The sequence below is a fragment of the Sulfitobacter sp. NFXS29 genome, from assembly GCF_040148765.1.
Taxonomy (GTDB): domain Bacteria; phylum Pseudomonadota; class Alphaproteobacteria; order Rhodobacterales; family Rhodobacteraceae; genus Sulfitobacter.
The window spans coordinates 45,906-66,738 of the sequence record NZ_JAGDED010000011.1 but is presented as its reverse complement, the minus strand read 5'-3'; the positions used below and the strand labels follow the sequence as shown (position 1 = coordinate 66,738).

18 protein-coding genes and 4 pseudogenes are annotated in these 20,833 nt (G+C 56.5%); 8 read left to right on the top strand and 14 right to left on the bottom strand.

All coding sequences use genetic code 11. The annotated features are described in order from the left end of the window. Nucleotides 1–6: 6 nt before the first annotated feature. A pseudogene (locus J3456_RS16145) lies at nt 7–567 on the top strand (IS3 family transposase); the annotation flags it as partial. A gap of 31 nt (nt 568–598) precedes the next feature. After that, nucleotides 599–814 carry a type 1 glutamine amidotransferase family protein gene (locus J3456_RS16140; protein WP_349581164.1) on the top strand — a complete coding sequence of 72 codons (216 nt, stop codon included), beginning with the start codon at nt 599–601 and terminating at the stop codon, nt 812–814. Nucleotides 815–847: 33 nt separating this feature from the next. Here the strand turns inward: J3456_RS16140 and J3456_RS16135 are convergent, their stop codons facing one another. Beyond that, complete coding sequence (locus J3456_RS16135) at nt 848–1,810, bottom strand: GlxA family transcriptional regulator (RefSeq protein ID WP_349581163.1); 963 nt, start codon at nt 1,808–1,810, stop codon at nt 848–850. Between the two features lie 103 nt (nt 1,811–1,913). Here J3456_RS16135 and J3456_RS16130 point away from each other — a divergent pair, with 103 nt between their 5' ends. Together J3456_RS16130 and J3456_RS16125 are read left to right on the top strand one after the other, a co-directional pair. Further along, on the top strand, nt 1,914–2,456 hold the full coding sequence (locus J3456_RS16130) for a cysteine hydrolase family protein (protein ID WP_349581162.1): 543 nt from the start codon (nt 1,914–1,916) through the stop codon (nt 2,454–2,456). 21 nt (nt 2,457–2,477) lie between these two features. After that, on the top strand, nt 2,478–3,353 hold the full coding sequence (locus tag J3456_RS16125) for an MBL fold metallo-hydrolase (protein ID WP_349581161.1): 876 nt from the start codon (nt 2,478–2,480) through the stop codon (nt 3,351–3,353). A gap of 514 nt (nt 3,354–3,867) precedes the next feature. Here J3456_RS16125 and J3456_RS16120 read toward each other — a convergent pair. The 10 genes and pseudogenes from J3456_RS16120 to J3456_RS16075 all read right to left on the bottom strand — a co-directional run bounded on the left by J3456_RS16120 (nt 3,868) and on the right by J3456_RS16075 (nt 14,729). Further along, nucleotides 3,868–5,103, bottom strand: coding sequence for a metal-dependent hydrolase family protein (locus tag J3456_RS16120; RefSeq protein ID WP_349581160.1), 1,236 nt, complete (start codon nt 5,101–5,103; stop codon nt 3,868–3,870). Nucleotides 5,104–5,122: 19 nt separating this feature from the next. Next, the gene (locus J3456_RS16115) at nt 5,123–5,596 is read right to left on the bottom strand and encodes a GAF domain-containing protein (protein WP_349581159.1); all 474 of its coding nucleotides are present in this window, start codon (nt 5,594–5,596) and stop codon (nt 5,123–5,125) included. A 4-nt stretch (nt 5,597–5,600) separates the two neighbouring features. Further along, on the bottom strand, nt 5,601–6,911 hold the full coding sequence (locus J3456_RS16110; protein WP_349581157.1) for a TRAP transporter large permease: 1,311 nt from the start codon (nt 6,909–6,911) through the stop codon (nt 5,601–5,603). A gap of 22 nt (nt 6,912–6,933) precedes the next feature. Next, nucleotides 6,934–7,458 carry a TRAP transporter small permease gene (locus tag J3456_RS16105; protein ID WP_349581156.1) on the bottom strand — a complete coding sequence of 175 codons (525 nt, stop codon included), beginning with the start codon at nt 7,456–7,458 and terminating at the stop codon, nt 6,934–6,936. Between the two features lie 66 nt (nt 7,459–7,524). Next, entirely contained in the window at nt 7,525–8,505 is a 981-nt protein-coding gene (locus tag J3456_RS16100) for a TRAP transporter substrate-binding protein (RefSeq protein ID WP_349581155.1), read from the bottom strand. A gap of 259 nt (nt 8,506–8,764) precedes the next feature. After that, complete coding sequence (locus J3456_RS16095) at nt 8,765–9,382, bottom strand: TetR/AcrR family transcriptional regulator (RefSeq protein ID WP_349581154.1); 618 nt, start codon at nt 9,380–9,382, stop codon at nt 8,765–8,767. A 215-nt stretch (nt 9,383–9,597) separates the two neighbouring features. Beyond that, nucleotides 9,598–10,303 (bottom strand): annotated as a pseudogene (locus J3456_RS16090) (IS6 family transposase). Between the two features lie 52 nt (nt 10,304–10,355). Next, complete coding sequence (locus tag J3456_RS16085) at nt 10,356–11,369, bottom strand: alpha/beta fold hydrolase (RefSeq protein ID WP_349581153.1); 1,014 nt, start codon at nt 11,367–11,369, stop codon at nt 10,356–10,358. 156 nt (nt 11,370–11,525) lie between these two features. Further along, the gene (locus tag J3456_RS16080) at nt 11,526–13,601 is read right to left on the bottom strand and encodes a TRAP transporter large permease subunit (RefSeq protein ID WP_349581152.1); all 2,076 of its coding nucleotides are present in this window, start codon (nt 13,599–13,601) and stop codon (nt 11,526–11,528) included. An 81-nt stretch (nt 13,602–13,682) separates the two neighbouring features. Next, the gene (locus tag J3456_RS16075) at nt 13,683–14,729 is read right to left on the bottom strand and encodes a TRAP transporter substrate-binding protein (protein ID WP_349581151.1); all 1,047 of its coding nucleotides are present in this window, start codon (nt 14,727–14,729) and stop codon (nt 13,683–13,685) included. A gap of 147 nt (nt 14,730–14,876) precedes the next feature. On the opposite strand from J3456_RS16075, the gene J3456_RS16070 reads away from it, so the two are divergent. Further along, complete coding sequence (locus J3456_RS16070; protein WP_349581150.1) at nt 14,877–15,815, top strand: LysR family transcriptional regulator; 939 nt, start codon at nt 14,877–14,879, stop codon at nt 15,813–15,815. 850 nt (nt 15,816–16,665) lie between these two features. Here J3456_RS16070 and J3456_RS16065 read toward each other — a convergent pair. Continuing rightward, entirely contained in the window at nt 16,666–17,691 is a 1,026-nt protein-coding gene (locus J3456_RS16065; RefSeq protein WP_349581149.1) for an IS110 family RNA-guided transposase, read from the bottom strand. A gap of 167 nt (nt 17,692–17,858) precedes the next feature. Further along, nucleotides 17,859–18,160: pseudogene (locus tag J3456_RS16060) on the bottom strand (transposase); the annotation flags it as partial. Nucleotides 18,161–18,332: 172 nt separating this feature from the next. Between J3456_RS16060 and J3456_RS16055 the strand changes: the two are divergent. The 3 genes and pseudogenes from J3456_RS16055 to J3456_RS19450 all read left to right on the top strand — a co-directional run. After that, the gene (locus J3456_RS16055) at nt 18,333–19,031 is read left to right on the top strand and encodes an amino acid ABC transporter permease (protein WP_349581148.1); all 699 of its coding nucleotides are present in this window, start codon (nt 18,333–18,335) and stop codon (nt 19,029–19,031) included. After that, complete coding sequence (locus tag J3456_RS16050; protein ID WP_349581147.1) at nt 19,028–19,771, top strand: amino acid ABC transporter ATP-binding protein; 744 nt, start codon at nt 19,028–19,030, stop codon at nt 19,769–19,771. Before J3456_RS16055 ends, J3456_RS16050 begins: the two co-directional genes overlap by 4 nt. A gap of 184 nt (nt 19,772–19,955) precedes the next feature. After that, nucleotides 19,956–20,063, top strand: a pseudogene (locus J3456_RS19450) (IS6 family transposase); the annotation flags it as partial. Nucleotides 20,064–20,471: 408 nt separating this feature from the next. On the opposite strand, the gene J3456_RS16045 reads toward J3456_RS19450, so the two are convergent. After that, nucleotides 20,472–20,699: a plastocyanin/azurin family copper-binding protein gene (locus tag J3456_RS16045; protein ID WP_349581256.1), complete on the bottom strand. Its 228-nt coding sequence runs from the start codon at nt 20,697–20,699 to the stop codon at nt 20,472–20,474. Between the last annotated feature and the right edge of the window lie 134 nt (nt 20,700–20,833).

Sequence of the window (20,833 nt, the reverse complement as noted above, 5' to 3'; positions counted from 1 at the left end):
GGCACGGGGAAACTTCTAAGCCCTTCCCGCTGCAGGCAATGCATCGATCATGTGCGGCAAACCCTCAGCATATCTGAGCGCAGGGTCTGCCGCACATTGGGTCAGCATCGCTCAACGCAGCGCAAGGTGCCCTGCGGTCTGCCGGACGAAGCACGGCTGACCGAGGACATCATCGCACTGTCTGAAGAGTTCGGACGCTATGGATACCGCATGATCACCGGATTGCTGAACAACAGCGGCTGGCATGTAAATCACAAGCGCGTCGAACGAATTTGGCGGCGGGAGGGGCTGAAGGTCCCACAAAAGCAACCCAAGAAGAGCCGGCTCTGGCTGAACGACGGATCCTGCGTAAGGCTACGGCCAGAACGCCCGAGCCACGTCTGGTCCTATGACTTCGTCCAGGACCGGACCCAGGACGGTCGGATATTCCGCACACTCAACATCATAGACGAGTTCACGAAGGAGGCGCTGGTGATCCTGGTGAAACGCAGACTTAATTCAACGGACGTAGTCGATGCCTTGACTGATTTGTTCATTCTACGCGGCCCGCCCGCATTCATAAGGTCGGGAGCCAAAGCCCCTTCACAATGAATTTGGCATGTCGATTGTCCCAACGGGTGGAACAGAGACGATCGCCACATCGGACGTAATCGTGATTTCCTTTTGGAACGGCCCGGACAAGCTCCCTTCGGAAGATCTTGTCAACGCTTTGCGGCGAGCCAACGACAATGGCGCAAAGACCGTCGGACTTTGCCTTGGCGGCTATGTCCTTGCCTATGCCGGGCTTCTTGATCACCGAAAGGCGTCGATGTAGGTTTTTCGAAAGGCCTTCCTACTTTTGAGGCCGTTACATGTTAAAGCGTCGCCGGTATTCTCCCGGGGTCAGGCCCACGATCCGGTGGAAAATTTTGCGGAAGGCGCCGGCGTCGGAATAGCCGACCTCCCAGGCGATGTGCTCCACCGGCAAACGTCCGAATTGCAGCAGTTCTTGTGCCTTCGCAACACGAAGGCGCTGCGCGTATTGAGTTGTCGTAAGGCCGGTTGCCTTCTGGAAGCGGCGCAGTAACGTGCGCGATTCCAGTCCTGCTTCCTCTGCCAGCGCCACGAGCCGCGCATCCCGCCCCTCGTTGGCCTGTAGGAAATGCTGCACCTTGAGCACGGCAGCGTCGCCATGGGACAGGTGCGGCGCGAAGCCGCTGTAATAGCGCTGCTCTCGTCCTGGCGGGTCTACCAGCAGCATCCGCGCGGTTTGCGCCATCACAACGGGGCCAAGGAAGCGATCCACCAGCTTAAGACCCATGTCGGTCCAGGACATTAACCCGCCGGCTGAGATGATGTCTCCACCGTCAATTATCAGGCGATCCGTGTCCAGCACAACTTCAGGAAAGCGTTCACGGAAATCTCCGGCGTAGACCCAATGCGTTGTGGCGGCACGTCCACGCAATAATCCCGTCTCGGCCAAAAGAAACGCGCCGCCACAGATGGAGGCCAGCACCGTCCCCTCGCCATGACGCTCTCGCAACCAGCCCGCCAGTGGCGCTGCGACATCAGATTTGATGGGTGCCTCGAGTGATGGAGGCAGGATCAGGACGTGACAGTGAGCATTGTCAAGGCCTGACGCTTCGGGAGCGCCCTCAGGCGTCAGTATTGCCATCTCGCCGGTCTGAAGGATCTGAACCCGCAATCTCGGCGCTCCCTGATCCGAGCCCTCCGCGGTTCGCTCGGCGATCTGAAAAAGGTCCGCTAGCCCCATAGCCGCGGAAAGCTGCGCACCGAGGTAGAGAATAATACCAATCCTGATCTCGTCCATATGTCTATATTGCCCTTATTTATGTCGATTGCGCCAATGGCGAGAGTTGTGGCCTCAAGCCAAATTGAGATCAAGACATTCAAGACCCAGAAAGGTGAAAACTATGACTAACCGTGCAATCGTCGTTATCGACCTACAGAATGAATACTGGCCGACTGGCAACCTGCCTCTCGAGCACATCGAGGATGCCGCCGCCAATGCTGTGCGGGTCATTTCCCATGGTCGCGACGTCGGTGACCTAATCGTAAACGTGCGTCACGAGATGCCCGGCGCACCAGTCTTTGCCCCGGGATCGGAAGGGGCCGAGATTAACAGGGTCGTTGTGCCCGGCGAGGGTGAGCCGATCATCACCAAAAATTTCCCTAATTCCTTTCGGGAAACCGGTCTGAAGGACTTGCTGGACGACCAGAGTATCGAGGAAGTGATCGTGGTCGGAGCCATGACCCACATGTGCGTCGACGCGACCGTCCGGGCGGCCAATGACTTTGGCTACAAGACCGTGACCATCCACGACGCCTGCGCCACGCGCGATTTGGAGTTCAATGGCGCGACCGTTCCGGCGGCGCATGTCCATGCGGCACTGATGGCGGCATTCGCGTTCGCCTACGGCGAGGTTGTTGCCACCGACGACTTCATCAAGCGCTGAACCGGAAAGAGGAGAGAACTCATGACCACACGCCGACAATTGCTCGCCATGTCCGCCTCCGCCGTCGTCGGAAGCGCTGTCTCAGCATCAGCCCAGGGAAACGACGCCAGCTCCGAAAGCAGAAGCAAGATCACCCAGATCCGCAATGCCACCCTCCGGATCGACTACGCCGGCGTCCGCTTTCTCGTCGATCCGATGCTGGCGGAGCGTCACAGCTTCCCGGGGTTCCCGGGGACCGCGAACAACAAGCAGCACAATCCGATGGTGCATCTGCCACTGCCGATTGCCGACATCGTCGACGTCGATGCCGTGATTGTCACCCATCTGCACGAAGACCACTGGGACCAAGCGGCGCGAGACGCGCTGGAAAAAGATCTGCCAATCTTCGTTCAGAACGACGCCGATGCCGAAGTTGTCCGCGGTCAAAGCTTTACCGATGTCCGTGTGTTGTCCGAGAGCTCTGAGTTCGATGGTGTAGGTCTGATCAAGACGGCGGGTCGTCATGGAACGGAAGCGCATTTCGAGGTGATTGCAGAGATCCTAGGCGAAGTTTGCGGCGTGGTGTTCAGCCATCCCGACGAGAAGACCGTCTATCTCGCCGGGGACACGATCTGGAACGATGACGTCGCCGCCGTCCTGTCTGTGCACGCACCTGAAGTCGCGATCCTGAACGCGGGCTACGCGATGGTTCAGGGCGTTGACGGGAGCATCATCATGGGAGCCGAGGATGTCCTGCGCGTTTACGAGGCCGCGCCCGAGGCCCTTCTGATTGCCTCCCACATGGAAGCGATCAACCATTGCGTCCTGACGCGCGCAGAACTCCGGGCCTTCGCAGCCGAAGAAGGGTTCTTGGACAACCTGCTGACCCCCGGAGACGGCGAAACCAGCACGATCTGATAGCATAGAAGACCGGCGGCGGTGTGATGCGCGCCGCCGCCCTAATTTATCGCTAATATCATATTGGTGCCGAGACGAGCGTTCGGCTGCTTTGTCCCGCTCTGCCGACTTCAACTGTCCCCGTTTAACAGGAGGTTTTCTGCTGCCCTTTGGCTGTTCGGTCAGCGGTTTGCCCCATTTGCCTTTGCGGTGAATTTGTGAACTCACGGTGAAGTGCCAGTTCTGATATTCTGTTTTAATCCAATCGGTTCTGAATTTCTACCAGCATGCTTTCGAAGACCTCGGCCGGTGCCCGGTAGCCGAGACACTTCCGCGGCGTGGCATTGGACGACGTCGGTCGCTTCCGGCGCTTTGGGTTCCCCACATCTAATGACCGTGGTCATCCATAGCTATAAAATTGGAGTTCTGGTTACTCAAATAGTAGCAGCCCATAGTAGATATTTCATGTGCTTCTCGGGGGAAATGGTACACGGGCAGCCTAAGCTGCCCGCGCTAAAGCCGATTTTTTAGACCCTTAGAGGTCTGCCGTCTTTTTAATTGCCCGCCCGCCTTGCATGATCAGCGGCATGTGGGCACCTTGCTCGGTCAGCAAATCGAGGTTTTCAAGTGGATTACCTTCAACGGCGATGATGTCGGCATAAGCCCCGGGTGCGATGACGCCCACTTCGCCTTCCATCCGTAGAACCTTAGCGGCATCCACGGTGGCTGAGCGGATCACCGCGTCCGTAGGGATATAACGGCCACGTAACGGGAATTCTCCCGACTGTTCTGTTTGCATTCCGCCGAGGAGGTCCGAACCGTAACCCATAGTCACCCCAGCGTTGTGCAGCTTCACCAAACGTTCCAGACCCGCTTCACGGACGTCAGAAACCTTGGCGACCGATTCCGGCGGCAGGCCGAACTCTGCGCCTTTACGAGCCAGAAGATCATATGTGATGTTGGTCGGCACCACGATGGCCCCCTCACGCGCCACACGATCGATTGTCTCGTCACCGATCAGGTTGCCATGCTCGATGCATGTGATGCCGCAGTCGAGCGCACGCACGATGGCTTCATCGGCATAGAGGTGCGCGGAAACATAAGTGCCAAAGCCGTTTGCGACCTCGACCAGCGCCTTTAATTCGTCGACAGAATAGACTAGGTAGCCGACTGGATCCGATGGCGAAGATACGCCGCCATCCGCCATGACCTTCAAGAATTGAGCGCCGCCCTTCAACTCCTCCCTTGCAGCACGCAGTAGCTCGGGTTTGCCGTCGCAAAGCCGCCCCATCGTGCCGAGCACCTGAGCATACCAGCCCACATCACGGTTGTCGTAGGGTCCCCGGTAATCGGTGTGACCGCCGGTCTGCGACAAGGCCTTTCCACAGATCACAAGACGCGGCGCGGTAAAGTGGCCTTCTTCGACCGCCTGCTGCAAGCCGCGGTCGGCACCGCCGAGGTCCCGCACCGTGGTAAAGCCACGCATAATCATGTTCTTCATTAAGGTCCCCGCGCGCGCCGCCACCAGTGAAGATGGCAGTGAGGCATTCAGACCAAGGTTCGCGCTCGTGGCTATCGTATGGACGTGACAGTCGATCAAGCCGGGCATGACAGTCAGCCCGCTTAGGTCGAGGCATTCTGCCGCGTCAAAGGATACTTGCGCGCTCACTTCTCGGATGCGGCCATCTTCGATGGCGATCTGCATCGGATCGGTCGGTTGAAGAGCTGTGCCGTCAACTATACGGGCATTCTTGATAAGCAGAGTGGTCATTTACGTCATCCTTTTGGTGTCAGATCAGCGCGGGCGCGAGTGTCTGCGCGATTAAAGTAATTTCAGCCATGTCCTCGGGCGCATAGCTATCCTTAGCCGCATTCAACGAGAGCACTCCGAGGCAGCGTCCCCCCCAGAGCACGGGGGCGCACGCACAGGCTTCACAGTCTTTGGAGAGGATCAATTCGGCGTCGGGGAAAGCCCAGAACACGTCCTCCCGCGAGTTACCGAGCCAACTACGGCCGCTATCCAGTACCACCTTGCCCCATTCGGTCAGGCCCATAGGCTTAAGCGCTCCAACCGGGTAATCGGCCTCAGAGCTATGCATCCGCATGACGTTTCCGGTGCCAGGGAGGTTCTTTAGGATGGTTAAGAAACGGAAACCGAAACGAGCCTCGCAAGTGTCCTGTACTGCCCGAAACAGGGTGTGTGGTTGGTTCAGGTGGGTCTGCGCACGCAACAGCACAGCGAGATCGGTGTTCAATACAGTCATTATTTTATCCATATAGGAAGTTTGGGAGCCACAGGGCGATGCTCGGGAAGACAGCTAGCAACAACACCCCGAGCAGCATTAATGCAAAGAATGGTAGCGCTGCTCGGGCTACATAGCTGATCGAACGACCCGAGATGCCCTGAAGAACGAAGAGGTTAAAGCCCACGGGCGGGGTCACCTGCGCCATTTCAACCATCAACACGAGATAGACACCAAACCAGATCGGATCAAAACCCGCCTGCAGCGCCAACGGAAGCGAGATCGGCAAACTCATCACCACAATTGACGTACCGTCGAGGAAAAAACCGAGACCGAGGTAGAAAAGCGACAGCACCACCAAAAGCCCCCAAGGCGGTAGCTGCAGCGACGCAATACCTTTTGCCACATCCGCGGGGATGTGCAGGTATCCGATCGCGGTGGACATGAAGGCTGCAGCTATCAGTATCGAACAGACCATGGTTGAGGTCCGTAATGCGCCCAACAAAGTATCACGCAGCAAAACCAGTGAGAACTGACGTGTCAACAAGGCGATGGCAATGGCAGTAATGACGCCGACTGCTGCGGCCTCGGAGGGGGTGGCAATACCGGTATAGATCGACCCGAGAACGATAGTCATCAACACTACCAGCGGAACTAGATCCCAAATCGCGCGCAGGAAGTCTAGCGCATTGCGTGTCTCACGCTTTGCTGGAACCAATGAAGGGTTCAGCGTGGTGCGGAGCATGATATAGCCCGAATAAAGTGCGCTGATCATCAACCCTGGCAACACACCAGCGGCGAAGAGGCGCGAGATCGATTGCTCGGCAAGGATGCCGTAGACGATCATTACGATCGAGGGCGGGATCAGCAACCCTAGACTGCCAGCGCCAGCAAGTGAGCCCAGCGACAGCCGGTCGTCGTAACCACGCGCCCCTAGCTCACGGGTGGTGATACGGCCTACGGTGGCGGTTGTGGCAGGGGATGAGCCAGAGACGGCAGCGAAGAGGGTGCATCCCAATACGTTCGTGTGTAAAAGGCGACCGGGAATGTAATCGACGAACGGCGACAATCCACGGAACAGCCGAGATGAGATGTCAGTACGGAAGATGATCTCACCCATCCAGATAAACATTGGAATGGCTGAAAGCTCCCAGCTGGTTGAATAGCGGTATATGATACCCGCAGCGATGGAACCGATGCGCGATAGATCCATGCCGTGTAGGAAAAACAACGCAGCCGTTGCCACAAGAGCCAACGAGATGAAAACCCAAACGCCAAGTCCGAGAAACAGTAAAAGAAAGCCTAGCGTGGCAGCGGCGGTTAATAACGTGTCCATATGATATCTCCGAGGGGTCGGCTTATTCGACCGGCGTGGCCAGCGGCGCATGCGGGGCGGGTGACGGGTGTCCGGTGATGTGACGCAGACCGTGCGCAACTGCCGCCAGCGCAAACAAGGCCAGACCCACCATAATTGCACCTTCGGGAATCCAAGTTGGCACCGCGGCGACAGACGAAGACACCGTACCACGGGACCACGCCCGCGCGACGCGGATCCAGAACATCCAAGCCAGCCCTGCAGACATCGCACCGGCCATCAATGCTGATGCGGCAGTAAGCAGCTGTTGTGCCCGCTCAGGCAAGCGGTCGAGCACGAGGCCGACACGGATTAGATCCCCGTGTTCCAGAACGTATCCCAATGACCAAATGATGCAGATGCTAATCGCGTAGCCAACAAATTCATCGAGGACAAACGTTGAGGTGGCGAAGAAGCTGCGCAGAATGATCTCGTATATGATGTGGCCTACCATATAGAGCAGCGCACATGCGGCGATTACCGCAGCCAGTCGCGACAGGCCGAAAACGATTGAATAAAAGCGGGTCATGCGGACCTCCAAGAGAAAAATATGCGCGAGCAGCACTGACGGCTGCCCGCGCAAGTCGGGGAGGAATTAGCGGTCCCTGTAAGCAGTCATGATCGACTGGGCACGCTCGCCGGTCTCTTCAACCCACTTGTTGATGAAGGGTTGTGCGGCGGCGGTCAGGGCCTGTGAAAACTCTGCAGGAATTTCTTCGGTCACAGTCATGCCATTTTCACGCATAGTGGCAAAATCGCTGGCGGTCGCATCCTCTAGGAGCCCCCACCCATAGTCTTCCGCCTCGGTCGCAGCTTCTTTAACAGCGGCCTGTTCCTTTTCGCTCAGGTCGTCCCAGGCATCGCGGTTAAGGTGGATTGCCTGCAGCGAAGACGCATAGTTTACATTCGTGAAATCTGACTGCATTTCCCACAACTGCGCGCCGACGCCACCATTGGCGGAGGTAAGCACGGCATCGATCGCATTGGTTGAAAGCTGCGCCGGAACATCTGCCCAGGAAATCTGGATCGGAAAGCCCCCAGCATTCTTAATGGTCTCCGTGGAAGCGACATCATAGGTGCGGACCTTCACGTCTTCGAGGTCGGCGGTAGAGGTGAAGGGCTTTTTGCCCCAAAGACCCGAAGACGGCCACGGTGTTATCACCAGCAGCATCTGGTCGTTCTCTTCGAGAACCTTTTCATATTCTGGCTTCGCCAGCTCGTAGAGATCATGAACATCCTTAAACGACGACGCAAGGAAAGGGAGTGATGACAGTTGGAATATGGGATCGATACCGGTCCAGAACACGAAGGCCGAAGACGCGGCTTGCAAAGCGCCATCACCGACGGCGTCGAAATGGTCTACGCTCTTGTATCCGAGCGCTGCGCCGTGATGGACGGTGATTTCCACTTCACCATCGGTCTTTTCGGCCACAGCCTTAGCGAAGTAATCAGCTGTTTTCCCCTGGAGGGAACTGACTGGATATTCGCTAGACAGGTCCCAGGTAGCTGCAAAGACCGGCGTGGCGGTGGCAAGGCTGAGGCCTGCTAGGGCTCCAAATATGGTTTTATTGTTCATGTGATATTCCTTGTTGTGTCCGTGTGACGGAGTTGTCTCTTCACCTCGTTCACAATCCGACTGGACGCTTACGAGCAGTGCTGTTCGCAGCATGCAATCAGAACTGTTCGTAAATCAAGATGTGACACGCAAAAAACTGGGTCGGAGAGCAAAAAAGCTGCGACCCCCTCCAAATACCACCTAACTAACTGAAACTATGTTATATTGTTCGATAGAACTTTAGATTTATTTTGGACGAAAGCGAACAGAGCGGTCCAAATTACACCTTTCGGGCGGTTTTTTTCCACAACTCAATTAGTTTTTTTGCTGTCTCTGGGTCTGAATCGAAGCTTTGATGTATAGCGATCCCTCGGAGTACTGAGAGGTGCAGCTGCACCTTTAGGCCAGCTTCCGTATCGCCTGCATTTTCACCAATCAGGCGCACGGCGATCCGGTCCCGCTCTCGAATCCATTTCACGAGGATATCACGAAGCGCGTGGCCCAGTTCGTTGTTTTGGCGCGAGGCCAACATCAACTCCATCGCAGCTATGTAGTGGCTATTTGAAAAAATGGTGCTCCAAAGCGCGTCAACCAGCTCATCCACAGAGAGTCGGTTCTTGTCAGGATCGAGCGCGAAAGGATAGTCATCTCGCCACTCACCGACCAATTTTTCAAAGGCCGCAACCAGCATGTCATTACGTGTTGGGAACTGGTGGGTGAGCGCGCCCCGAGACACTTCCGCCCGTTGGGCGATAAGGGGAGTCGAGATCTGCGCATAGCCAACGTCTACTAATGCCTGAAGCGTGGCCTCGCAAACCTTACTGCGGGTTTCTTGAGATCGCTCTGCTTGCGTACGCCGCGTCTGTGCGGAGGGGAGTGACGTGGTATCGGCGCTCATATTCTGTCCCCAGTCGTAAAGATACAAACGACCCTACCTGTTTTTATGCTCCTTGCAAAGGATCGAACCATAGTTGTCCTGGATCGATAAGTTTTGTGACCATTAAAGATGTGCTCTAAGCGCTGCGGTTATGCGCACTCATGTCCAATTAGGTCAGTTGGTGGGACACCGTAAAGTTAACCGGCCATGCACAAAAAATGGACGGGCTTCGGTGTTCATGCGGCTTCGAGTTGAGCGATGTCGCGCCACGCAACCATGGCGGCGGCGCGGAGTTCGCGAAGTCTTCGGATGTTATTTCGTGGCGTGGCAGATGAAACAAGTTGGCAATCGGGGCATGGATTGAAACGAAGCGCTGCAATTGCCGAGGCGAATTGTAGCGTTTCATGATGCGCTCACGCCTTCGGATAGGTTGGTGTGAATTTTCAGCGCGGTTATTCAAGTCTTTGTGCGAGCGATGCTCGATCCCCGGCATGATCTCGAGTTTTGCCGCCGAATATGAACGAAGTTTGTAAGTGATCAAACCCGCAAGAGGCGGTTGTGCCGTGACAATAGCTACCGCATCAGCCGAAGGGCAGCCTGCCGGTCGCGGCGGGCTTGAACCAGAACATCCAGTACGAACCCCTCCTGATCGACAGCCCGCCAACGCCAGTGCTTGCGGCCGCCGATCGAGAGAGCAACATCACCCAGATGCCACTTATTGTCGAGTTTGCCAGCCAATCGGCGACGGATGGTTTTCGAGAATTCCCGCCCGAATTTTTCGGCCGACGTGCGCACCGTATGGTGCGACGCGATGAAGCCGCGCTCTGGTAGGAGGTCTTCAACCATCCGCAGGCTCAGGGGAAACCGGAAATACAGCCAGACGGTATGGGCAATCACATCGGCCGGAAAACGGTGGCGGCGATAAAGGGTAGCGTCGATCATACCGCCATATCGCATTTTATGCGAGCGGCCGCATTAAGTTTACAGTGCCAACCTAGACGCTCAATTCCTGCTTTGCCAACCAATTCATGATCAGCTCTGCGACCTTATCTGAGGTGCGATCCATCATCAGCATGTGGCTGTTTCCCTCCAATCCGTGTTCGGGAAGTTGCAGCAGTTCTGCATGATCATTGCACGAAACAAATCTGGTGATGTCGCGCTGCATCTTCATCCACCGTTTGCTGCGCTCGATGAAGTCGCCCAGCATCACCAGCATGGGCAGATCGGCGGCTATGAAGGACGCAGGTAACTCCGGTATTGCTGCTGGTTCGAGAAGGACGAGAGCAGCCACGAGATCGGGGCGCCGTGCAGCTGCTTCGAGCGCAAAGACGCAACCTTGCGAATGCGCCAAGATGACCGCCGGACCGGTGGCCTCGAGTTCTTCAAGGTATGCGTCCAAGATGTAACCGTTGGTATTGGTCCAGCGTGGCACCATCTGCGCGGCGAAGCGGTCCAGGGCTTCGACCGGAAAAGCGGTGCCGGGGTAAACATGCTGGCTCGCCCGGGCGAGTTCACCTTTCGGCAGATAAGCACCGATACGGAAGCGTTCGAACACAGTTTCGATGGTTTGCGAAATCGGCGGCCCCCACACATCGGGCACCGGGGCGAAGCCGGAGCGGCCGCGCTCGACCGCATCGCTCACGAAAACATCCCAGCCGCCGGCGAGAAAAATATCACGAAATCCGGGCCGCCCGTCGGGCGTGGTTTCCCAGCAGGCGCCAGTGAGCCCGCCGCCGTGCCACATCAGCAGCGGCAGGTTGTGCTGGTGCGGATCGGGCAGAAAGTACTGCACATACATTTGGCCGATCATATAAGTGCCATTGGGGTCAAACAACGCCGGATGCCCGGTTTGGGTGAGCTGCACCATGCGCGGTTCACCGTGGGTGATGCTGTGCCGATATCCGCCGACATGGAATGACCCCATGCCGCGCAGCCGCATCCCGATGTCGTTTCGGGGGAGGGGTCGCTGGGCGTGCATCTGTTTGGCAAGACTGGTAATCGTCTGCATATCACCCACAGCTCAGTAGGCGCCAGCACCGAGGAAGAGCACGGCAATGAGCGCCGTGGAGAAGGCGACTCCGCCCACCCAGGGCCACAGGCCATAGGGTTGATGAAAGGTTATCTTGCCGGCTGCGCTCATGGTGCGTTCCTTGTCTTGCATGGGTTAGTTTGTGATGAGATTCGGCAGCCAGAGCACAAATTTGGGCTTGGCAATGAACAGGCAAAGCACCGCAATTTGGATGCCGATGAAAGGCAGGACCGCGACGAAGATTTCCTGAAGGGTCACTTCTTTTGGGGCCACCGACTTGAGCCAAAAGCAGGCCGGTCCAAAGGGAGGTGAGAGAAAATAGATCTGGATGTTAAGCACGAAGAGGATGCCGAACCAGAGTTTTGCATCCGCCGGCGTCATACCCAGTTCTGGCGCGAGGGCGACCACCACCGGCGCAAAAACCGGGACTGTTATCAGCACTATGGCGATCCACTCCATAAATGTGCCGAGCACAAGCAGTACGCCCATCATCGCAATGACAATGCCGATAGCGGGCAAGCCGAGATCAAGGAATAGCTCGCGCAGATAGTTGCCGCCGCCCACGAGGTTGAAGATCCCGACAAAGGAGATTGCCCCGAGAATGAGCCACATGATCGTGCCAACCATCGACATGGTTGAAATCATAGTTGTGCTCAGCAGATCGCCGCACAGGAGGCGCCCGCGTACCAATGCGATGATGAGCGCCCCTACCACGCCGACCGCTGCGCTCTCCGTCACCGAAGCCACGCCGCCATATATAGAACCCATGACACAGAAGATAAGGCCGACTGCCATGCTGACAGAGAGCAGCTTTGCCCTGTCGAGTCGCACCGTCGTGGACCGGCCCGCCTCGGCGGCTTCACGGGCAGTAGGCGCGAGGGTGGGATTGAGGTTTACACGTAGCAGAACATAGCCAGCATAGCAGAAAGCCAGCAGCGTGCCGGGGACGATCCCGCCGATGAAGAGTTGGCCTATACCGACCTCGGCGGAGAGGCCATAGACGATCATGATGATCGAGGGCGGAATCAGCGTGGCGAGCGCGCCAGAGGCACAGATCAGCCCGATCGAGAGCTTGCGATCATAGCCTAGCCGCATCATCTGCGGCAGCGCGACGAGGCCGAGCATAACGATTTCGCCACCCATGACGCCGGACATGGCTGCGAGGATCACGGCCACGACCACGGTTTGCACCGCCACGCCGCCGCGCAGGTTGCCGGCCAGCACCGACATTGCATCGAACAGGTCTTCGGCCACCCCGGCGCGCTCCAAGATCGCGGCCATCAGCACGAAGAACGGCACGGCGACTAGGGTGTAATGCTCGAGCAGCCCCGCGGCATTAGCGGAGACTAGATAAAGCCCGCGAGGACCGAAGAAGGCGATGGCGACGATAACCGACACGGAGAGCGTAACGATGCCGAGCGGCATGCCGGTCATCATTAAGCCAATCAACATCAGTACCATAATAATTGAGAGCGTTCCGAGATCAATCTGGCGCAGGACCAAGGTCTTGGAGGGATCGAGGGCTTGGCTAATCTGACTTGCCATCTGCATGATTGAGCCAAAGACGCTAGCTTCACCAAAGATGGCGGCGCCAAGACCGGCGCAAAAATAAAGTGTGATTGTTACCGACGCAGCCAGGACGAGCACGCGGGCGGCGCGCGAGGACACCGAATTGTACAAGTTCACCAGCAATTGCGCAAGATATAGCGCGGCTCCAGCCGCGAGAAAGGCCCGCGTGAGGGAGGGCAGGGGAGAATTGAAGGCGCTGCCAGTGCGTTCGAGATGCGCGATCCCAGCATAGGCGCGGACCGAGGCGTCGCTGAGCAGTAAAAACAGGGCGATGATGCCGACGATAATGCCGAACAACTCCAACCCATGGCGCACCTGTGGCGGCGCAATATCGCTCAGCACCGTAATGCTGATGTGGCCTTTATTCAGCGTAATGTAGCCAGCCGAGAACATCCATGATGCTGCGATCAGCATCATAACTACTTCGAAGGCCCACTCGGTCGGCGCGTTAAACGCATAACGCGACACTACCTCCCAGACCGTGGCGAAGGCGGCTAGCAGGATGGGCACGGAGAAGGCGATGCCGAGAAAGCGGCTCAAATGGCTGACCGGATCTTTTAGATGTCGGGGCGCATTATTATCGTCATACGCGGTGGGTGCATCAAAGGGGGTTCCTGCGAAGGAAACATTGGTGTCGCTCATAACGGAAGTATCCTGCGGTCAGGGGAAGGCGTTAATTGGGCGGGGGCACGGTGCAGCATCCCTGCGCCATGCCTTACCGGATCACTCATCGGCCAGCAGGCCGATGCTTTTCAAGAAAGCGACATGGGTATCGTACGCTTCTCGGGCCAGCTCGGAGCCCTGAGAAAATTTTTCCCACTCGCCTATAGCGATTTCGCGGAAGGCGTCGCGGTCCTCCTGCGTCCAGTCGATCACCTCGATGTCGTCGCCCGCACGGTCAGCGGCCACAAGCTCGCGGTCTTGCTTGTCAACGGCGCGGCGCAGATCGTTGGTAGCAGCTTCATACCAGACGGTCAGGATCTGTTGATCGGCTTCGGACAGCGCGTTCCAGACTGATTTCGATACGGTGAATTGCTGGAACGGGGTCGAGTGGATCCCTGGGAAGATCGGGTATTTGGCGATGTCGTGCATGCCATTCGCCTTGTCGTTGGAATAAGCTGAGTTGTCCGCCGCGTCGATGACGCCCTTTTCTAGCGACGTGTAGACTTCCGAGCCGGGGATCGCGACGGGGGTGGCTCCGGCGGCCTTGAACACGGCAGAGGCAAGGCCTTCGGGCGCGCGAATCTTCCTGCCTTTCAGGTCTTCGACGCCGCGAATAGGCTCCTTGGAGACAAAAGCCTCGCGTGAATAGGCGCCGCAGCCAATGACATGCACATCAAGGTTCTTTGCGTCATAGATCTTTTGCAGCATTTCGCGCCCACCGCCGATCGAGCAGAAGGCCTGCGTCTGATCTGCAGTGTCATATCCAGCTGTGAGATCGCCCATCAAGGCAAAGGCGGGATCGCGCCCGGCGAAATACATTACCGAAGTATAATCGCCATCGAGAATGCCCATCGAAACGGTGTCCGGAGTCTCGCGGTGCGGAACCACGGCACTGTTGGGCAATAATTCAATAGTGATCCTACCACCTGTCATGGATTCGAGCTTAGGCACCCAGGTTTCGCTGAGGTAACGCAGGCTGAAGTGGCTGGCGGTTGAGGCTGACTGTACCTTGAGATTCAGGGTTTCCTGTGCCTGCGTGACACCGGGTGTAAAGAGCAGAACCGCGGCGGCAAGGCCGGCTGCGGTGGTTGTTAAACTGATGGTCATTTTTCCTCCCATGGGATGGAGAGGCCAGAGCCTCGTCATCCGCGTCCCTATAAATATCTCTTGTGCATGGACACTCGCAGTCCGGGCCTGGTATAGCGAATAAATATTCCAAATACAGTCTATACCAAAATTGATATTTTAGGGCTCATGAGTACTTATCTTTTATCGTTTCTACGCCGGATGGACCTGAACCTTCTGGTTACTTTCGATGCCTTAATGCGTACAAGATCCGCTACTGACTCTGCGCGCATTCTTAACAAGACCCAGCCCGGCGTGAGCCGCGATCTAGCGCGGATGCGTCAGGTAGTGAGCGATCCTCTACTGGTTTGGACACGCGGCGGCTTTCAACCAACCGAACGCGCTCTGGAGCTACATGCCACGGTTCAGGAGGCACTTGGTTCGCTGGAGGCGGCCTTTCGCGAGCCGGAAAGATTTGAGCCCTTGCAAGCGACCGGGGTCCTCAACATCGGCCTTGGCGCCCATCTTGAAACTGTAATTGGCGGGCCTCTGTTGCGAGAACTAGCGCAGACGGCGCCCGAAGTGGTTCCGCGGCTACATCCTGTTCACGGCGCCTTCGATTCCGAGCAGATCGACAACAGCCAGCTTGATATCGCCATCGGCCTGTTCCGTGAGGTGCCTAAGCGGATGAATTCAGAAAAGCTGTTCGACGATACGAGGGTTGCTGTTATGGGCAGAAACAATTCGCTCGCCTGGCGTGAGCAGATCGATCTTGAGCATCTAATTGAATACCGTTTCTTCGCCTTTTCCAATATGTTCCAGAAACAAACAAATTTTGATGTGGAACTGAAACGAACCGGCTATCAGTTACCTTTTGACGCTTATCTATCGGGCTTTGGGATCACCGGCTTCGCGCTGGAACAAAGTGACTACGTTACGACGATGCCGCGCTGCGCTGCCGATGCCCACGCCCGCCATTTCGATCTTGTATGCAGGCAGTTGCCGACTGAGTTAAACCAGGTGACATTCTACATGGTCTGGCCCAAGCGGATGGAAAGCGATCCCTTGATCAACTGGACTCTGAACCTTCTACGCCACATCATTTCCACGATACCGCAAAAAATGTGACAGGGTAACGCCGATGCTAACGTGGCAGTTGTGTCACTTTGGCATGCAGATTCACAACCTGATCAAGAAGAGTTCACAAAATCTCCACTCCTGGGCACCTAAAACCATGGCGCCACGACGCCAGGCATCAAGATATCGACGCACTGTCATCCCGCCCTCTCTCCAGCATATATGTAACGAGCGAGGCACCGGCGCGTGGGGGCCTCAGCCAAACCAGAGCTTGGCTTTCATTTTAGGCAAAATGGACAGCGCCTTGTAAATCCCGAGGATAGCAAAAACCCGCAGCAGTGTATCAAGAGGCAGAGTCAGGGAGTGGCACTCACTGGCTCTTTTCATCCATCGATAATTGTAGATCGGCTCCCCAAGGACCGCGATGCGTTCAGCCTCACAGAGGCCAAATCGATCAGCAATTGACCAAAGGCTAGCTGGCCTGCCGCTTGTTCGCTCCCGGTTTTATTGGGATATTGCATGACAAATCTTAGCATTCAACAATTCTTCTATCGTGCGCCGTTCACGCAGGTTAAGCTCTGTATGGACCATCTTTCATTCTCCTTGCTTTCCAGCAAGATAGGGGAAATTTCGCAACCCACGTGTGGATGCCCCGGTTTATGTGGGTGATTGTTTCGACGTTTAGATAGCATGATCGGGTGCAGTCACGTGTCCGGCCTGTTTGTGCAGCACACTTGGCTGCTGGCCCTTATGGAGATGCGCGATCTTGGCTCCAAATCAGTTTATCGGGCTCGAAGCCGCGAAGGGTTGCACTGGTTTTTCCATGTTCGTTCTCGTCGATCCGCATTCCTTAGTCGATCCTTTCGTCCTCACATACCTGCCGGTATCCGTGGGTCTGCCGCTAAGCGACGGCCCCGCGAATGCGATAAATCTGGCCCGTCATCAACATGGCCCAAAGCCTCCGAGCCATGCGGTTTGCCAAAGCAACAGCAACAACCATCCGGGGGCGTGTTTCAAGCATACGCGCTAACCATGGTTCGGCACAACGCTTCCATCGTTCGATGGAATTGATGACGGACATTGCACCGATGATCAGCAACCGCCTGACATCTTTCTGGCCCATTTTTGTGATGCGCCCCAACCGTTCCTTACCACCTGTCGAATGCTGTCGAGGTACAACACCAAGCCATGCTGCAAAATCCCGCCCCGTGCGAAAGTTTTTGGCGGGAGGACAGAAGGCCGAAATTGCGATCGCGGACATCGGGCCGACGCCAGGCATCGTTTGCATAAGCCGCGTTTCCTCTGACGTTTTGGCACGCACCTCGATGGAATGATCCAGACCTTCGACTTCTGCGCTGATAGTCTCGATCGGCGCTAGGAGCCGTTCCGCCAAGCCTTTGGCCTCGTTGGGCAGTTTATGTGCCTGTTCCTCTACTTCTCGTTTGAGAATATCAGCGTTCCGAATGCGTAGCCGCAGCACAATCCCAAACTCCGCCAAGTATCCGCGAAGCGAATTGATAAGCTGGGTGCGCTGCCGCACGAACAATTCCCGCGTCCGAAACAACATCGCCTGTGCTTGCTGTTCCGGGGCTTTCACTGGGACGAAGCGCATTGAGGGACGCATCGCGGCTTCTGTAATGGCCTCTGCATCGACAACATCACTCTTGTGGCGTTTGACAAACGGTTTCACATATCGCGCCGGTACCAATCGAACCTCGTGACCTGCAGCAAGCGCTTCACGCCCCCAATGATGGGCGGACGCGCACGCTTCCATCGCAAAAATGCAATTTGGGTGCTCATTTAGAAACTTATTGAACTGAGGCCGGCTCAGCTTTCTACGGTATAAAATTTTACCTGCGGCATCAGCGCCGTGTATTTGAAAAACGCGCTTCGCCAGGTCGATACCGATGATAAATACTTCTGACATTTGTTCCTCCTGCAAGACGTCCGCACCACCATGGCTCGGACGATTCTATAATGAACCAGCAGGAGGGGCATCCAATCCATCAGTTTAGAATGTGCCGCGGCTACAACCGCTGTAAACACCATTCAGAAATGTCACCGAGGAGGTGCGGACAAAAACTTGGACTGTTTTTAAGGCATAAGGCCGAGGCTTTTACGGTACTCGATTGGGCTTCTGCCACCAAGGGACATCTTGATGCGTGTTTCGTTATACCAACAGATGTAGGCGTCAACCTCGTCAATAAATTGGGCCACGGTGAAGGCTCGCCAATCGCGAGGATAGAAGAACTCAGTCTTCAGGCGTCCGAAGAAGCCTTCACATGCGGCATTGTCCTGCGAACTCGCCTTTCGCGACATCGAACGAACGAGCTTTGCTGCATCGATACGTTCCAGCCAGGCCAGCGATAGTGGCCTCCGCGATCGCTGTGGACTACCTGTTGGGCCTTCATCGGCGCCAAGTCGCGGCTGATCCTTTTCGGCCTCTATCCGCCGGAATACCAGTGGCGCGCCACGATCGTAGTCTTTCTGATCATCGGGACGGTTCTCGCATCGCTTTCCCCGCGCATGTGGGGCGGTCGGCTGGCACTGTTGTGGGGCGGATGCATCGTGGTCGTGTTGTGGCTGATGGGCGGCGGCGCCTTGGGCCTTGATCCCGTGCCGACATCAAAATGGGGCGGGCTTCCCGTCATGCTAATGCTTGCGGTCCTCTTCCTTGGCATAGGCTTTCCGATTGCGATTCTCCTTGCCCTCGGGCGGCGCGGATCCTTGCCGGTTGCCCGCGCGATCTGCACCTTCATTATTGAACTGGTACGCGGGCTTCCCCTTGTGGGCCTGCTGTTCGTCGCAGCCATCCTTCTGCCCTTGTTCCTCCCGCCGGACTGGACAATCGACAAGCTTTTCAGAACGCTTGTCGCCCTGACGATCTTCTCCTCGGCTTATCTGGCGGAAGTTGTGCGTGGGGGCCTGCAAGGTCTGGATAAAGGCCAAGGCGAAGCCGCCCGCGCCCTTGGCATTCCCTATTGGAAAATGGTCGGGCACATCATCCTGCCACAGGCGATCCAGAACGTGATCCCCCCGCTGACGAACACCGCGATCGTCATGGTCAAGAATACCTCGCTGGTGCTGATTGTGGGGATATTCGACATGCTGAGTGCCGCGCGCGGCGCCGCGACTGACCCGACGTGGCCCGCGCCCTCGACGGAAGGCTACCTTTTTGTCGCAGCACTGTACTTTGCCATTTGTTTTTCAATCTCGATCTACGCACGCCACCTCGAAAATGGCGTCCGCGCTAGGAGCCACTCATGACCGATACACAAAACGCGATTACCGTAAACGCACTGAATAAATTCTACGGCGATTTTCATGCGCTCAAGGATATAGATTTTCATGTTTCGAAAGGGGAGCGCGTCGTCATCTGCGGCCCCTCGGGGTCTGGGAAATCCACGCTGATCCGCTGCTTGAACCGACTTCAAGAACATCAGGGTGGTCAGGTGATAGTCCAGGGCATCGAGCTTGGCGACAACATTCGCAAACTCAACGCGGTGCGCCGCGAGGCGGGAATGGTGTTTCAACACTTCAACCTGTTCCCGCATATATCCGTGTTGGAAAACTGCGTGATGCCGCAAATATTGTCGCGCGGCACCAAGCGTCCAGAGGCCGAAGCCAAGGCGCGTGAACTCCTTGATCGTGTGCGTATCCTCAATCAGGCGGATAAATATCCTGGTCAGCTGTCAGGCGGTCAGCAACAACGGGTCGCCATCGCCCGCGCGCTGTGCATGGAGCCGAAGATCATGCTGTTCGATGAGCCTACTTCGGCCTTGGACCCTGAGATGATCAGAGAGGTTCTCGACACCATGGTGGATCTTGCCAACGGCGGCATGACGATGGTCGTCGTGACCCATGAAATGGGCTTTGCCAAAGAAGTCGCTGACCGGGTTGTATACATAGAGGCGGGCGAAATCGTGGAGATGGCCCCTCCGGAAATCTTTTTCACGACCCAGAAAGATGAACGCATAAAGCGGTTCCTGTCTCGGATTTTGACTTAAAGCCGCTGTTCTGGACCTGACATTCCTGTGACCCTGAACGACGCTCTCTGGTTTGCCGAGTGCGTCGGATACGACCAATCAACATCATCCATCGCTCCGCCGAACTACGATGAAATCCCGACCGTGAGCGTCAGAGCCCACAAACCAACCCGATCCCACAGAAGGAATTTCTGTCATGCACGCGATCGCGGCAACGCTAGCCAAGATCGAAGCGGCGCATATGATCCGCAAGGGTCAGCTTGCTCAAAAAGGCAGTCCGGCATTTAAGCAGTTTGCTGATCTCGCAGCATAGGTGCGTCCAGCGAAGGCCGTTCTTCAACCAAATGGAAACTTTGCGACAGAACCCTATGCAGACGGTCAGTTCAGGGAGGATACAATCCTTGATCACGCCGGATTTGTGCTGCTCCGCGAAGATTAATCAGCATTCAGGGAATGCACGTGCGGGGTCTGCCAGTGTTGCGTGGTGAAAGTCGGCTCGCCTGCGCGTTTGCGGAGTGAGCGCAAAAAAGGTTGGTTCCCGCCCGCTACAATCGTGTTCAAAACCCGAGCAAATGTTGAAGGTTTCCCCTCCGCCTGCCAGAGCAGCCATTCGAACGCCACGCAGCATCAGTAAAAGTAGGCTCGGACCCGACCTTCGCTGCGTCATGAACGAGGCTCCGCTTCATCTACGGAAAACCGATTTCTGGGTATCATTCACCAGTCATTTGCCAAGAATCTCCGATATCCGTTCCCGCGCATGTCGCGGCACTGCATCCGGTAGCGGCGCTTCATCATCGACGTCCCCTACGTCGATGATCATCACCATGCCCATGGCGTAATGCGGTGAGCACTTGATGCCGTTGCGCCCCTCGATCTCGAAGTTGACTGAGATCTGTTCGTCGATTTTTCCAATGAAGCGTTCGGCACCTTCGGGCAACATCTCGGGAATGGACGCAGCGTTGTGGCCGCGCTGCGTGGCCAGGAAGCGGACCGTGTCACCGGGGCGATCTTCAGGTGGGCGGGCTCGTAGATCTTCGCCCCGGTGTCTCCGCGCGTGAGCATTTTCACATCATGGGTTTCGGC